Raw genomic sequence first — 15,951 nt, forward strand, 5'->3', positions numbered from 1 at the left:
TGATTTAATGAATACTGAAGGCTCCATCTACCAATAGCGCATGGCCATCTACGAAGCTCGCTTGCGGGCTGCATAGCCAAAGTACGGCGTTGGCGATCTCTTCCGGTTTACCGAGCCGCCCTGCGGGAATGTCGCGCACCAGCTCTTTCTCCAAGGAAGGGTCACGCCGCATTAAGTCTTCCGCCATCGGCGTACGGATAACGCCCGGACATACGGCATTGATGCGGATGTTCTTTGCCGCATAGTCGATAGCGGCGGTACGTGTCAGTCCGATAACGGCATGCTTACAGGCTATGTAGGCCGCTTGCCCCGGAAATCCCGTGACTCCGCCTTGCGATGAGGTGTTGACGATGGCGCCGCCGCCTTGTTTCAGCATTTGCAGGATCTCATAACGCATGCAGTTCCAGACACCTTTCAAATCCACAGCCACGGTACGGTCGAATTCATCGTCGGTGATTTCCGCCATTGGGCGTTGCGGTGTTTGTATGCCTGCGTTGTTAAGAGCCGCGTCCAGTCTTCCGTAGTAGCTACGATCCAGTCGATCATCTCTTTTACGGCTTGCGTGTTTGATACGTCGCACCGATACGCTACGGCCTTATGTCCCTCGGCTATTAATTTCTCTACCTGTTCTCTCGGCTCACGGATGTCTGCCAATACGGTTATGTATCCAGCCTTGGCGAAGGCTTCAGCGCAAGCGAGTCCGATACCCATCGCTGAACCGGTTACTAAAGCTACTTTCTCTTCCATTGTCTTTGTCATGATCATTTGATTTACATTTTGTTATTATTTATGTCGCGAAGATAAGGAGGGAGTGGTATGGAGGCTTTGTTATGTGGTTCAAATAGCTTTGTTGTGTGGGCCATTATAAATATTATATATCCTCGGTTGGCGGTACGCCATACGCTATCTTATAGATTTTCGAGAAATGGGAAAGGTTCTTGAAGCCTACCTCGAAACAAATCTCCGAGACCTTACGCCCCCCTTTACGTATCAGCCCGTGTGCGGCTTCAAGGCGGCGTTGGATGAGCCATTCCCGGGGCGAGAGAGCGCTACATTTCTTGAAATCACGTTTAAATGTGGAGAGGCTGCGTCCCGTATAGTTGGCGATTTCTTCCATGGATCGGTAAAATCGAAGATAGAGGCATATAGATTCTTGTCGGTATTGAGCAACACATAAACGCCCTCGACCATTTTTAGTTGCAGCAATTCGTCTGTCGGTTGGATCTTGGAATTGAAATAAGGGGTCATCGACTCAAACAAGCTTACGATATCGGGACGGTTGGACGGTAGCTTGTAAAGGCTTACCTGATCTCGCTTGGCATCTTTAGGGAGAGTATTTCGATCTAATTTGCTGTAAAAGTCGCGTAGGAACTTCATGGTGAACATCAAGAAGATCGCCTTGAACTGCTCGCCATTCCATGCTTGTTTCGTCATCTGCACGCTGAAGTCCTTGCGGATGAAAGCGCATTCTCCTTTATGTAACCGGGTGATTTGGCCTTTCTCGTCGATTACCATCTCTCCGGAATATACATACACCAACACATGCGAATGATTCCGGTGCAGGCAGCTCTTTCCGCCATCGAAATACATCGCTAAAAATAAATCCGAGTAACGCAGTGTGTTGATTCCGTCCATCGTTCTTTAGGAAAATGGGCGACACGGGAAGATCGTGCCGCCCATTATGAAGATTTTAAAGTAACTGTCAACTGTTAGCTGTCCACTAAATCGTCAGGCCGGCGTGATACCTTGCTCTTGCAATAGTTTCAGCCCGAGGTCTTTCAACTTGAACTTCTGTATCTTTCCGCTTCCGGTCATCGGGAAGGTATCGACGAAGAAGATGTATTTCGGGATCTTATGCCGGGCGATCTTTCCGCGGCAGAAGTCTTTCACCTCTTCCTCCGTAGCCGTCACACCATCGTGAAGGATGATAAAGGCACCCACTTCCTCTCCGTATTTCTTGGAAGGGACAGCGGCTACTTGCACGTCTTTCACGCCGGGGAAATGATAGAGGAACTCCTCCAGCTCACGTGGATAGATATTCTCGCCCCCGCGGATAATCATATCCTTGATACGGCCGGTGATCCGATAGTTGCCATTCTCGTCTTTCACGCCTAAGTCGCCGGAATGAAGGAAACCATCCTTGTCGATCACCTCGTCCGTAGCGGCTTGGTTATTGTAATAGCCCTTCATGGTATTATAGCCTCGGTTGCACATCTCGCCTTGCACGCCGATGGGGCATTCCTCGCCGGTATCGGGATCGATCACGCGTACTTCCGTGAACTCGTAGTCGCGGCCTACCGTATTGTAACGTACTTCTGCCGGGTCGTCGATGCGGGAATGTGTCATACCGGGTGATGCCTCGGTCAGTCCGTACACGCTGGTGACACGCATGAACATCTTCTCTTCCACCTGTCTCATCAATTCTACCGGGCACAAGGAGCCGGCCATGATACCGGTACGTAGGGAAGAAAGGTCGAACATGCTGAACATCGGATGGTTCAACTCCGCGATAAACATGGTAGGAACACCATATAACGCCGTACACCGTTCTTTATGAATAGAAGCCAATACGACCAACGGATCGAATTTCTCGACCATCACTTGCGTACACCCATGCGTCAATACGTTCATGGAAGCCAATACTACGCCAAAACAATGGAAGAGCGGTACGCAGCAACAAAGCTTATCGGCGGCGGTGAATTTCATATGCTCACCCGTCAGGAAACCGTTGTTGGCGATGTTGTAGTGAGTCAGCATGACCCCTTTCGGGAAGCCGGTCGTACCGGACGTATATTGCATATTAACCACGTCGTGGCAATTGACCTTCGCTTTGGCGGCCTCTAAGGTCTCATCCTTGATATTTTGTCCGAGGAGCAACATCTCGGGCGTATTGTACATACCCCTGTATTTCTCCTGTCCGATATAGACTACGTTTTTCAAGCGAGGGAAACGCTCGCTTTTCAAATACCCCCGTTGAGAGGTCTTCAATTCCGGCAACATGGTATAGACCATGTCTACGTAACTTCCATCAAACACGCCGTCCGTGATACACATCGTATGGATATCGGCGTTCTCTACTAGGTATTCCAGCTCGCTTTGTTTATAGTTGGTATTGATCGTGACCAGTACGGCGCCGATCTTGGCTCCGGCATATAAGAATGTCAGCCAATCCGGAACGTTTGTCGCCCATACGCCGACATGCGTGCCATGTGTGATACCGATCGCCAACATGCCTTTCGCCATGTCGTCCACACGCTTGTTGAATTCGCTCCAAGTGAAACGCAAGTCGCGGTCCGAGTAAACGATATACTCCTTATCCGGTGTAGTCTCGGCCCAATGTTCCAGCCATTGGCCAAGGGTTCTGTTATGTAATTCCATAAAATGCCGGATTTAATAAGGTGTATAGACAACTCCTAGGATTCGAGCCCTGCTGTCGGCTGCCGCATGTACATGATGCGCCACGATAGAATCATAATAGATGCTATCGCCTTCCTCTAGGATATAGGTGTTTTTCCCGTAATTGATCTCTACGACACCACTCAGTACGTAGATAAACTCCTCTCCCTCATGTGTGGACAGAATGAAATCCTCGCCTTCCTCGGAGGGAGCGATCTCGATCAAGAAGGGTTCCATATGACGGCCGGACTTATCTTGTGAGAGCGAGTGGTAATCCATATGCTTGTGTCCTTGTGTCGCGTTGTTCGTGAACCCGATACCATCGGCCTCGCTATCCTTTTTGCGGCATACGACTGGGCCTAGCTCCGCTTGATCGTCCAAGAATGTACCCAAACGTACCCCTAATACCCGTGCTATTTTGATAAGAGGAGCTAAAGATGGAAAGTCCAAGTTACCTTCGATACGCTCGATCTGTTCGATACCTAACCCGGAGCGTTCGGCTACTTCCTCGATAGAGAGTTGTTTCGATTCTCGGATATTTTTAATTTTCGCGCCTATAATTTTGTTGTTTCCCATGTGTATGATTTGTTATTTATAGTCCTGTAATGTTTGATAAATTGATACTAAACGGCGCAAATTTACATTAATATTTTATTATATCTAGGATTAAGGCAAATAAAAAGGGCAATTCCCGATTGGGATTGCCCTTTTTAATATTCTCGAGTAAGCTTTTTCTTACTTTCTGATACCAAGTTCTTTGATGATAGTACGGTATCTCTCGATGTCAGTCTTGATCAGATAGTCCAATAAACGACGACGTTTACCTACCAACATCTTCAATGATCTTTCCGTAGCGTAATCTTTGTGATTCACTTTCAAGTGCTCTGTCAAGTGAGAGATACGGAATGTGAACAGTGCGATTTGGCTCTCAGCAGAACCTGTGTTAGTAGCTGATTTGCCATACTTTTCAAATAATTCTTTTTTCTTCGCTGAATCTAAATACATGATTCTTTTTTACTTTAATAAATTAATACTATGTTATCTAAGCGGTCGCAAAGGTAGACATTCCTTTTTGATTTGCAATAGATTCTACTATCTTTTTTGTGTTTTGAAGCATGAATGTCATATATATATCGTAAAAATATCGTATTTTTGCAGCCAATAAATTAGTCTTCAATGCAAAAGATCAGAAACATTGCGATTATCGCGCACGTAGACCACGGCAAAACGACGCTCGTGGATAAGATGTTATTAGCCGGTAAGCTTTTCCGTGAAGGACAGGCAGAACCGGATCAGTTCATGGATAACAATGATCTGGAACGGGAACGAGGTATTACCATTCTTGCCAAGAACGTGTCTATCAATTATAAAGGATATAAGATCAATATTATTGACACCCCGGGCCACGCCGACTTTGGTGGCGAGGTGGAACGTGTCTTGAATATGGCGGATGGTTGTTTGCTATTGGTGGACGCTTTTGAAGGGCCTATGCCGCAGACTCGTTTTGTTTTGCAAAAAGCGATTCAATTGGGTTTGAAGCCGATCGTGGTAATTAATAAGGTGGATAAGCCGAATTGCCGCCCGTCGGAAGTGCAGGAAATGGTATTCGACTTGATGTTTAGTCTGGACGCTACTGAAGAACAGCTTGACTTCCCGACTATCTACGGCTCCGCTAAGCAGGGATGGATGTCAGAGGATTGGCAGAAACCGGCTGAGGATATCACCGCTTTGCTGGATGCGATCATTAAATATATCCCCGAACCGCAGATGTTGGAGGGTACGCTTCAGATGTTGATTACTTCTTTGGATTACTCTAAATATGTAGGTCGTATCGCCGTAGGACGTGTACACCGTGGCGAGTTGAGAGAGGGCCAAGATGTCATGCTTTGTAAGCGTGACGGTAGCATGGTCAAATCAAGGATCAAGGAAGTGGACGTCTTTGAGGGCTTGGGACGTACGAAAGTTGATTCCGTGCAGTCCGGGGATATTTGCGCTATTATCGGTATCGATGGTTTCGAGATCGGTGAGACAATCGCCGACGTGAACGAGCCGGAGCCATTGCCAACGATCGCTATCGACGAGCCTACGATGTCTATGCTTTTCACGATCAACAATTCCCCGTTCTTTGGTAAGGATGGTAAGTTCGTTACTTCCCGTCATATTTTTGAGCGTTTGCAGAAAGAGTTGGATAAGAACTTGGCTTTACGTGTAGTCCCTACCGATTCTGCTGATTCTTGGTTGGTATATGGTCGTGGCGTGCTTCACTTGTCCGTATTGATCGAGACGATGCGTCGTGAGGGATACGAGTTGCAGGTAGGTCAGCCGCAGGTTATCATCAAGGAGATCGATGGTGAGAAGTGCGAGCCGGTAGAGCAATTGACGGTGAATCTTCCGGAGGAATGCTCTAGCCGTATTATCGATATGGTAACGAAGCGTAAGGGTGAGATGACCATGATGGAAAGCAAGAATGGTCGTATGCACTTGGAGTTCACGATTCCTTCCCGTGGTATTATCGGTTTGAACAACGCTGTATTGACCGCCTCTGCCGGTGAGGCTATCATGGCACACCGTTTCTTGGAATATCAACCGTGGAAGGGTGATATCGAACGACGTATGAATGGTTCGATCATCGCTATGGAGACAGGCCAGGCTTTCGCTTATGCCCTGAATAACTTGCAGTCCCGCGGGCGTTTTTTCATCGCTCCGGGTGAGGAGGTTTATGCCGGACAGGTGGTTGGCGAGCATACCAAGGACAATGACTTGGTGGTAAATGTCACGAAATCCAAGAAGTTGACGAATATGCGTGCCTCCGGTTCCGATGATAAGGTTTCTTTGGCTCCCCCTGTCGTATTCAGCCTAGAGGATGCGCTTGAGTACATCAAGGGCGATGAGTACGTAGAGATCACCCCGAATAATATGCGTATGCGTAAGATCATTTTGGATGAGACAGAGCGCAAGCGCCAAGGTAGATCCTAGTATTTACGTATATATAAGCAAAAACCGGCTGTCTCCGTGATAAGGGACAGCCGGTTTTTGTTTGTCAGTGGAGTGGGTAATCTCTGTTATATTTAACACCGAACTTTTTTAATATTTGAGCTAATCTTGCTGTTTCTCTTTAGTCTTCCTTGAACCCTAAAAGTAACAATGATTAATTTCAAGGTTATTGACTCCCCCCCCTTTGAATGGTCATTAATATATGGCATTTATCATTTCAATATCTCTTGGTGATAAACCATTTCTTTGTGCATTCCATGTGGATCCGTCTTTCCGTGTCATGATTGGAATATTCGGATTAATTGCAATGTCAGATCCGGCTGTTGAGCCGTAAATCATGATTGAGTTGAAATCAATATCTCCATAAAAATCGGCTGCATCTTGTTTCTTGTATTGAGATCTCCAATTACTTTTTATATTACTTTCGTTTACATTTATATATTTATCTCGGCAAGGACTACAATGTTCATGAATGAGTCCTATGGCATGACCTATTTCATGTATGGCATTGCCTCTTGTTCCCCATGAGGCATCTATGCTAATCTCTTGTGGACCAGATTGCATGCCTAAAGCGGAATGACAGCCGTCTCCATTATAGAATACTATCATATGCGAATTACTACCTTCGACAAATTTAATGTCGGTTACGTTTTGCCAATGTGCTATTGCCTCTTTTACATATTGTTGTGTCGCTTGTGTCATAGAGGGATTTAAAATATAGTGAACTGTACTTTTACTCCATCTCTTGCCTGCTAATAAGTGGCTGTTTATGAAAGATGCTTTTGTTTGAGCCACGCTTTTATTGTTAGAAGATAACTCTCCTGTTGTTCTTAGAGCTTCTACTTGTTCCTCATTTAGTTCAATGTCCCCTTGATAAATGTATTTTCCGTCTATTGTTTTTTCTATGCTTATTCCATTGTTAAATGTTATGATTTGTCTAGGGGTTGTTTTGTATGCTAACTCTGTTGTCTCCATACTATTTTCTTTGATGTCTAGTGTATGGAAAGTCGTTTGTGTTTCTTCGATAAATGAATTTTGTACAATATCAGAGTTACAAGATGTTAGTATTATTGATAGTAGTGTAAAAATAAAAGCTATTTTTTTCATTTGATAAATATTATATTGTTAACTAAATAGGTAAATTTTCGGATTGTTTCTTCTCTTTTGATAAAACTTCTAAGAGTATATAACTCTCAGAGTATTGATCTTCTTTCGGTTTTTTTATTGTTTGAACTTTTACTTTTAAGGTGTATTCATAGCCTCTTTCATACTCAAATCCTTGAATGTTTTGAGAAAGATACTCCCATTTAGCAGACGCTTTTTGTTTAATTAGAAAATATTCTCTCTTTGATAATCCAGAAGGTTCAATCCCTATTGCTTTTTCAGAAGCTATAGTGATAGTCTCAATCATAAAATCTTCTTTATTGCAAGACGTAAATAATAAGGTGAATAATATTATGAGATACTTGTATGTCATTACTTGCTGTTTTATTTGAAAAATAGAATCTTCTATTGATTAGGATGGACGAGATTGAAAGATTAAAAGGCGGTTCTATTTAGAACCGCCTTTCTATAGAGCTATTTTAATTGGATTATTTTACCAATGCAGCGAAGTCTGAGTTAGTCGCGTATTTAGCGAACTCTAAGTCGATAGCAGCTTCCTTAGCCAAGCTCTTGTCAGCAGCGATAGCGGCCTTCAAGTTGCTTACTACACCGTTAGCGTCGTTTGTACGAGCAGCAACAACAGCCTTCAAGTAAGAGGTGATAGCATCAGGTTTAGCAACACCGTTCAAAGTCTGAGAAGCCTTGCTGTAATCCTTAACCAAGATCTGAGCCAAAGCAGCGTTGTTAGTCTTAACAGAACCGAAAGAGTTAACAGCCTTAGCATATTCGCCTTGCTCTAAGTAAAGAACGCCAAGAGCCTCGCTCAATTCGTTTACGCCGGCAGCGTTACCGAACAATTGTTGAGCCTTAGCTTGGTCACCCTTCGTTAATGCGATCAAACCTAAGTTCATGTTAGCGGAAGCGTTATTCTTAACAGAGTTAGACTTGTTAAACATTTGCTCAGCCTTAGCCAAATCACCAGCCTTGAATGCCATCATACCGATGTTGTTCCAAGTACGGTAGCAGTTAGGATACAATTCAGAAGCTTTTGTATAGATAGCCATCTTCTCACCGTCGTTGTTAGTCAATGTAGCGGCGTAAAGGATTTCCTCGATATTCAACTCAGAAGGATTGCTCTTAGCCAAAGCGCTGATCTCGTCGTCAGACTTACCGATGATCTCGATGTTAGCGGTCAAACGAGAACGACGTAATTGCGGAAGGATAGTCTCAGCCAAGTCAGAGTAAACAGCGGAGATATTCTTGATTTCTTTCTCTCTTGTCTCAGGATCTTGGTACATAGAGATCACACGCAATACTAAGTCTTTATCTTGCAAGTTAGAAGCAGAAACTAATTCCTTGAAGCCTTCCCAGTCTTGAGCTGTGTAACGAGCGTCAACCGGAGCGTCAACTTTCATCTTCTTCAATTCCTTGTTCAAATATTTAGAAGTGTTACCTTCACGATTCTCAGCCAACGTGTTGTTCAATTTGAAACCACCATCAGGAGAAGCGTAAGCGCTGATCTCGATAGCTACATTCTGGTTCGGAGCCTCGTCTGCGTTCTTAACAAGATCTTTCCATTCTTTGATAGCGTCAGAATTCAATTCTTTAGCGCGAAGGTTGGCTTGTTGGATCAAGAACATGATATTAGCGTTATGAGCCTCTTTGATGATACGTTGGAATTTGTCAGCTGCGATAGCTGCTGTAGCAGTAGCTGCGTCAGCCAATTCGGAAGTAGCGATAACGCCTTCACCGATCTTTACATCCGGTAATTTAACAGTCTTGTTTTTGATCTTAGCGTCGAAAGTCAAATACAATTCTGACTTTTTCATCTCGGGTTTGTAAGTGAAAGAAGACTTCATAGTTACGTTAGCGCCTTCTTTTTGAGGGATTACTTGGTTGTTGCCTTTTACTTTCTCACCTTGGTAAGTGTAAGAAGTTCCCCAAGCTTCGCCACCCGGGTAACGCAATACCGGAGTCACAGTTACAACAGCTTTCTTGTTGAACCATTTTGCGGGGAATGTTGCGTTGATTGTTACAGGAACTTTGCCTCCGATAGCCTCTAGCGGCTGCGGCTCTGCTTTAATGTACTGTTCTGCCAACGGTTTCAACTTGTTTGAACAAGAAGAAAGAGTTAAAATGGCTGCCAATACGAAGAATGGCAATAAAAACTTTTTGTTCATAATCTTGATGTAAGTTTAAAATGTTACTATGTTAATATATTCACTTCCAAATTATCCCTTAGCCATTATCGTGCAAAACTAAAGTATTTTTTTGTTATGGATAGCAAAGAAGCGATAAAATCTTTTTAATTAATACTTATTAATGAATCCTAGGCTTGTTTTATACATAAAATATGGGTAGAATTATTGAAAAAATATGGCTGTGTACCTCTTGCCATTCTTTTCAATGGATGGTTTCCCAGAAGTCTTATTGTATATTTTTTGATTAAAATATAATCTTTTGTGTATAATGCTCCTCGCCATAGTGCACGGTTAGAAAGTAGACTCCAGATGTTAATTTTAGGAAATGGAGTGTAGCTTGCCTGTCCGTGATCTCTCCGTTTTCCGACACTTTTCCTTGTGCCGAGTGCAATGTATAAGTCGCTTTCTCTATTCCATCCGGCAAAACAAGGTGTACCATGCCTTTCTCCGGACCGAGATGAATGAGTACCTGCTCGTTCGCCTCGAGCTTTTCGTTGCTGACGGGGTTACCGTATTGAATGACGGGATCGATAAACAAGGAGGTGCTAAAACCTGCTTGCGTATATTCGGTAGCTTGTCTCCAGCCGTTTTTATCATGAACCCAAGCCGTATTCCGGGTCGTTTTGCCTTTGGGCAAATTGTAAGCGGAGAAATACGTGTTCTCCGGAACGCTCTTGAGCTTATAGCCGATGTAGAACTTTCCGCTGACGTTCACGGGCTTGGAGAAGTGGATATAACTTTCCTGTGACCGATTCAGGGATTTGGCAATCTCAATAAACGTATCGTCCAATATCGATTTATTGCTGTAGGTGGGTTGGAATGTCTCCGTATATATTAAAGTGGAAGGCTTTGAGTCGCCGCTGTAAACGGTAACTTCCACTTCCATTTGTTTGTAATTCGCTCCGGCAGGGGGTGTTACGAAATAAGCTCCGTATAAGGTACCCGGTTCGGCTACTTGGTAAGCTTCCGCATATTCTGTGATATTGGCGGGATTGTTTCCGAACAAATACGCTTTTTCAGACCCGGGGTAAAGCGTACATTCGGCGTTTTCTTGATTACCGGAGTCATAGATGTTGCTCAACCGGAAACAAGGGGCCGATTTATACGGATTGAGTCCCTCGCAAATCTTGGTCTCGTCATCGGACGGGTTCAGCCAATATTTGAGCTGTTTCTCGGGGGTATCGATCGTGTCCCAGGGTTTCATCAAAGAGAAGAAGTAATCATCCTTCGGGCTATTCTCGCTGGACTGCCCGCCGGATAACGCTCCGATAATCTCTCCGTCGGCATTGAATAAAGGAGATCCGGAGGAACCGCTGGCCGTATAACCTACTTCCCAAGTCTTGACATGCCAATGAGCGTCTTCGTAAAAAATCATGTTTGGGTCGGTCAAGGTAAAGGGAGCCAGTTCCTCATCGGATATACTGATTCGCTTTACTGAGTATTGGGGATGTTGGATGCACGTGTAGGGGGCAGGTCCTACCTCTTGTGCGTTCCAGCCCGCATAATAGGGCCTGTAATAAACCGGAGGTGTAGCGGTAAGTTCCAACAAGGCCATGTCTGCCATTTCATTAACCGCCTTGAAGTAAGTGGATGCGGTAGACATCTCTTCCGTTCCCCTTAGGATCGGGTCGCAGAAAGGGCTGTTGAAGTTGAAAAAGCAGACGATACTTCCGGCTATTTTCTCATAATCGGGGTTTTTCATCGTGAATTGCTTGTTCAGGCAATGGGAGGCGGTGAGTAGATAAGGCTTTCCGTCATTGTCCGTATTATTTATCAGGGTGCCCGTGCAGCCTACGCTTCCGTCTATGATCAAGAGAACGACGCTTTGCCCCCATTGGGCGTAATCGTTTGTCCCATCTTGATAACAAGCTAAGGGTGGGATTTTACCGATTTGTGAGGTGTTGTCTCCCGGTTCTAACCCCCGTAAGTTCCGGTAGCCATGGTTGACTTCCCCGACGGTCAGTCTTCCTTGGAAAGAGGCGTTGGCCGGTTCTTGATATTCAATGATCAGGCGATCTCCTCGGATGGGAGAGACCGGCAATAGGTTTAACTCCGAGTTGTTTAGGTGATTGAACGAGCCTAGTATCTGTGTCTGGTCTTCATTGTATAGGAAGAGCTGGGCGCCTTCCGGCAGTTCATATTCCGTGAAGAGCACGTTGATGGAAAGGGCTCCGGGCGAGTAGATGCCGAGTCTCCATACACGTGTCCCATCCGGCCCGGTGAAGGTGACCCCCGAGTTGTACCGGTTATAATTCGTCATGAATTTATAGGCGAAACGGAAACCGCTTCTCAGGTCACTCTCATTCAGTGAGTCGATACGCAATTCCTCTTGGACGTCGAACGAAGGCATTTCTTTAAACATCTGTCCGTTTGTACTTCGCATGAGCGATAGCGGAAGCGGGCGGCCTCCGTGGCTAACCTGCGCTTTCAGATTTCCTTGAAAACCGAGCATCGTTAGCAGGAATACAATGTATAAAGAGGTCAACTTTTTCATATCGGGCAAATATAACTATATTTCTTTACCCCATGATCTATATATCAAGTTTTTTCGCTAAGTTTGCCAATCGAAAAGTACGGACAAACTTAAATAAAATCAATATATAATTAAATTCTAAAGATATGGCAACACCTCCGTTTCACTATGAGCCGATGTTCCAAAAGGGACCGGACACAACAGAGTATTATTTGCTTACAAAAGATCATGTTTCCGTTTCTGAGTTTGAAGGAAAACCGATCCTGAAGGTCGCTAAAGAAGGTTTGACCGCTATGGCTAACGCCGCTTTCCGCGACGTATCTTTCATGCTTCGCCGTTCTCATAATGAGCAGGTCGCTAAGATCCTAAGCGATCCGGAAGCTACGGACAATGATAAGTACGTGGCTTTGACATTCCTTCGCAACGCCGAGGTAGCGGCTAAAGGCGTACTTCCTTTCTGCCAAGATACCGGTACGGCTATTATCCATGGCGAGAAGGGCCAGCAGGTCTGGACCGGCTATTGCGATGAGGAAGCGCTCTCTTTAGGTGTTTACAAGACCTATACGGAAGAGAACCTTCGTTATTCCCAGAACGCACCGCTTACGATGTACGACGAGGTTAATACGAAATGTAACTTGCCGGCCCAGATCGATATCGAGGCTACGGAAGGCATGGAGTATGAGTTCCTTTGCGTGACAAAGGGAGGTGGTTCCGCTAACAAGACGTATTTATACCAAGAGACCAAAGCAATCTTGAATCCGGGTACATTGGTTCCCTTCCTTGTAGAGAAGATCAAGACATTGGGTACGGCCGCTTGTCCTCCGTATCATATTGCGATCGTGATTGGCGGTACTTCCGCTGAGAAGAATTTATTGACGGTGAAGTTGGCTTCTACTCGTTTCTACGATAGCTTGCCTACGACCGGTAGCGAGGGTGGCCGCGCTTTCCGCGACGTGGAGTTGGAGAAAGAGGTATTGGCCGCTGCCCAGAATATTGGCTTGGGCGCTCAATTCGGTGGTAAATATCTGGCACATGATGTTCGCATCATCCGTTTGCCTCGGCACGGTGCTTCTTGCCCGGTAGGTTTGGGTGTAAGCTGCTCTGCGGACCGTAATATTAAATGTAAGATTAATAAGGAAGGTATCTGGATCGAGAAGTTGGATAGCCATCCCGGTGAATTGATTCCGGAGGAACTTCGCCAAGCGGGTGAGGGCGACGCTGTCAAGATTGACTTGAACCAACCGATGGCGGATATCTTGAAGGAATTGGATAAATATCCGGTATCTACTCGTTTGTCATTGAACGGAACGATCATCGTGGGCCGTGATATCGCTCACGCTAAACTGAAGGAGCGTTTGGATCGTGGCGAGGATCTTCCCCAATACATCAAGGATCATCCTATTTATTACGCGGGCCCGGCTAAGACTCCGGCAGGTATGGCTTGTGGCTCTATGGGCCCGACGACGGCGGGTCGTATGGACTCATACGTTGACTTGTTCCAGAGCCATGGCGGTAGCATGATCATGTTGGCGAAGGGTAACCGTAGCCAGCAAGTTACGGACGCTTGTAAGAACCACGGTGGTTTCTACCTAGGATCTATCGGTGGCCCCGCGGCTATCCTGGCTCAGAACAATATCAAGAGCATCGAGTGCGTGGAATATCCGGAATTGGGTATGGAAGCGATCTGGAAGATCGAGGTAGAGAACTTCCCTGCGTTTATCTTGGTAGATAACAAGGGTAATGACTTCTTCAAGCAGATCAAGCCTCGTTGCTGATTTCTTGATCGATAAAGATAAATGAAAAGCGGTATCCGGTAGCAGACTGGATACCGCTTTTTTATGGGTTGAAACTTGAAAGTTTGTGCAAATATTAATGAAACCATTACACTTTAATTTTTTATCTTTGTAATTTTAAGTGATAAAACAGATTTCCAATGCCTCGCATATACATCCTCTTGATGTCAGTCTTGATCTCGGCTTTTTATGCTTGCGATCATCGGGGGAAGCCTTACCCCGCTACCTTGTTGCGGATCGAATCCCTTGCGGATACGAATCCGGAGGAAGCCCGCCCTTTGTTGGATCGATTGCGGGATAGCCTTTCGTCCTTTGATGAGGAACAGCGTATGTATTATGACTTGCTCGACTTGAAGGTCAATGATAAGATGTATGTCCGGCATACTTCCGATTCCCTGATCAAGCGAATCACCGCTTTTTATGAGGTATATGGCGATCGGGATAAATTACTGGAGTCTTATTACTATATGGGACGTGTCTACCGGGATCTGAACGATGCTCCGGAAGCGTTGAAGTATTTCCAAAAGGCATTGGATGTGGCGGGGGATACGAAACGATATATATTGCTATCTAAGGTCTACTCGCAGATGGGGATGCTTTATGATTATCAGAATGTATATGAGGAGGCGATCCGTATGTATGAGAAAGTGGCCCAATATAAGTTATTAAAAGGGGATAGCACTAGCTTGTCTCTTGTGATGAGAGACATCGCACGGGTATATAAAGCTATTAATAGGAATGATAGCGCTGCTTTATATTATCAGAAGGCTGCTAATTTTGCGGAGAGGGGTGGAAAAAGGCGTCGTCATTCCGGTATCTTGACCGAATTAGGAGATCTTCACCAGGAAATGGGACTTTATGATAAGGCTTTGGAATGTTTGTTTGAATCATTAAAAGATTCCATTGACCGAAATATGTATCCAACTTATTCTACATTGGGACATATTTATTTAGAGGTGGGAAGATTGGACTCTGCCGACTACTATTTAAGGAGATGCTTGGATAGTCCTAATTTATATGTGAGAGACGCTATTTATGAGTACTTGTCGCTTTTGTATGAGCGTCGGTTGAATTATCGGGAGGCTATTCGCTATGTCCGTCTTGGCCAGCAAGTGCAAGATTCCATCCGCAAGATAACCGATTCGGAGGAAATCCGTAAAATGACCTCTTTGTATAATTATCAGAAGCGGGAAACTGAGAATGTACGGTTAAAGAGCGAGAATGACCGGATGCAGATTCGTATTTACCGGATATTATCCTTGTTCGGACTGGGGCTTTCGATAACCTTATTGTTTATATATAGACTGAGGCGACAGAAAGAGCGGTTGGCTAGGCAGTTTGAGGCGCTTCAGCGGGAAAAGCAAGAACAATATGAGAGAAGTTTTCAATATGTAGAAGCGAATAACGCGAAATTGAATGAATTGGGGACCTTACTATCTCAAGACTATGAAGATACAAATTCATTGCTTCATGTGCGAAAAGAACTTTTGCAAGTGACCAATGAGCAAATACAGTTGCGGCGTACCGAGCGTGATTTGTTAGAGTCGGATTTAAGGCATTCGGATATCTATATGAAATTCCATTCCACGAATGAGGCAGATCAGATAATCAGGGAAGAAGATTGGAATGCTTTACGGAAGGAGTTAGATAAGACATACAATAATTTTACGAATCGCTTATATCAGCTATACTCGGGAATGTCATTGATAGAACTCCGTATTTGTTACTTGATAAAGATATCAGTCAAGGTAACTGACATGGCAAAAATCTTGGGCCGCTCCAAACCCTCCGTATCCTCATCCCGTAAACGGCTTTATAAAAAAATAAAGGGAGAGGATGGAACCCCGAATGAACTGGATGAATTAATCACTGATCTTTAGCCTTATACGACTCTGCGAACAAAAAGCGAACAAAAAGCGAACAAAGTTTTAGCCCCGAATCCAACCTTATCGGATACTTTTGCAGTCAAAAAATGAATGGGATGAAAATT

The 15,951-nt window shown here is 44.8% G+C and carries 10 protein-coding genes and 2 pseudogenes; 3 read left to right on the forward strand and 9 right to left on the reverse strand.

The genetic code is table 11. The features are described 5' to 3' along the window. Window positions 1-4 precede the first annotated feature (4 nt). The 5 genes and pseudogenes from E5342_RS05040 to rpsO form a co-directional block, all read right to left on the reverse strand. Window positions 5-759: pseudogene (locus E5342_RS05040) on the reverse strand (glucose 1-dehydrogenase). Between the two features lie 112 nt (window positions 760-871). Then, window positions 872-1,635, reverse strand: a pseudogene (locus E5342_RS05045) (helix-turn-helix domain-containing protein). Window positions 1,636-1,728: 93 nt separating this feature from the next. Continuing rightward, window positions 1,729-3,378, reverse strand: a complete 1,650-nt coding sequence (locus E5342_RS05050) for an AMP-binding protein (protein ID WP_121736836.1) — start codon at window positions 3,376-3,378, stop codon at window positions 1,729-1,731. A 12-nt stretch (window positions 3,379-3,390) separates the two neighbouring features. After that, the gene (locus E5342_RS05055; RefSeq protein WP_121736835.1) at window positions 3,391-3,972 is read right to left on the reverse strand and encodes a helix-turn-helix domain-containing protein; all 582 of its coding nucleotides are present in this window, start codon (window positions 3,970-3,972) and stop codon (window positions 3,391-3,393) included. Window positions 3,973-4,131: 159 nt separating this feature from the next. Beyond that, complete coding sequence (gene rpsO, locus E5342_RS05060; RefSeq protein WP_121736834.1) at window positions 4,132-4,401, reverse strand: 30S ribosomal protein S15; 270 nt, start codon at window positions 4,399-4,401, stop codon at window positions 4,132-4,134. A 171-nt stretch (window positions 4,402-4,572) separates the two neighbouring features. Here rpsO and typA point away from each other — a divergent pair, with 171 nt between their 5' ends. Next, a complete protein-coding gene (typA, locus tag E5342_RS05065) occupies window positions 4,573-6,372 on the forward strand; it encodes a translational GTPase TypA (RefSeq protein WP_135958952.1) in 1,800 nt (599 codons plus the stop codon). Window positions 6,373-6,585: 213 nt separating this feature from the next. Here the strand turns inward: typA and E5342_RS05070 are convergent, their stop codons facing one another. The 4 genes from E5342_RS05070 to E5342_RS05085 form a co-directional block, all read right to left on the reverse strand. Then, window positions 6,586-7,497: a M12 family metallopeptidase gene (locus E5342_RS05070; protein WP_087345411.1), complete on the reverse strand. Its 912-nt coding sequence runs from the start codon at window positions 7,495-7,497 to the stop codon at window positions 6,586-6,588. Between the two features lie 22 nt (window positions 7,498-7,519). Next, entirely contained in the window at window positions 7,520-7,801 is a 282-nt protein-coding gene (locus E5342_RS05075) for a DUF4377 domain-containing protein (RefSeq protein ID WP_162613638.1), read from the reverse strand. A gap of 181 nt (window positions 7,802-7,982) precedes the next feature. Then, window positions 7,983-9,674 (reverse strand): hypothetical protein, encoded by a 1,692-nt coding sequence (locus E5342_RS05080; RefSeq protein ID WP_135958953.1) that lies wholly within the window; start codon window positions 9,672-9,674, stop codon window positions 7,983-7,985. Window positions 9,675-9,939: 265 nt separating this feature from the next. Further along, window positions 9,940-12,189 carry a trypsin-like peptidase domain-containing protein gene (locus tag E5342_RS05085; RefSeq protein WP_135958954.1) on the reverse strand — a complete coding sequence of 750 codons (2,250 nt, stop codon included), beginning with the start codon at window positions 12,187-12,189 and terminating at the stop codon, window positions 9,940-9,942. A gap of 125 nt (window positions 12,190-12,314) precedes the next feature. Here E5342_RS05085 and E5342_RS05090 point away from each other — a divergent pair, with 125 nt between their 5' ends. Together E5342_RS05090 and E5342_RS05095 are read left to right on the forward strand one after the other, a co-directional pair. Beyond that, complete coding sequence (locus E5342_RS05090; RefSeq protein ID WP_121736830.1) at window positions 12,315-13,943, forward strand: fumarate hydratase; 1,629 nt, start codon at window positions 12,315-12,317, stop codon at window positions 13,941-13,943. Window positions 13,944-14,101: 158 nt separating this feature from the next. Further along, on the forward strand, window positions 14,102-15,841 hold the full coding sequence (locus tag E5342_RS05095; RefSeq protein WP_135958955.1) for a tetratricopeptide repeat protein: 1,740 nt from the start codon (window positions 14,102-14,104) through the stop codon (window positions 15,839-15,841). Window positions 15,842-15,951: the final 110 nt, after the last annotated feature.

This window comes from Parabacteroides distasonis, from assembly GCF_004793765.1.
GTDB classification, from domain to species: Bacteria; Bacteroidota; Bacteroidia; order Bacteroidales; family Tannerellaceae; genus Parabacteroides; species Parabacteroides distasonis_A.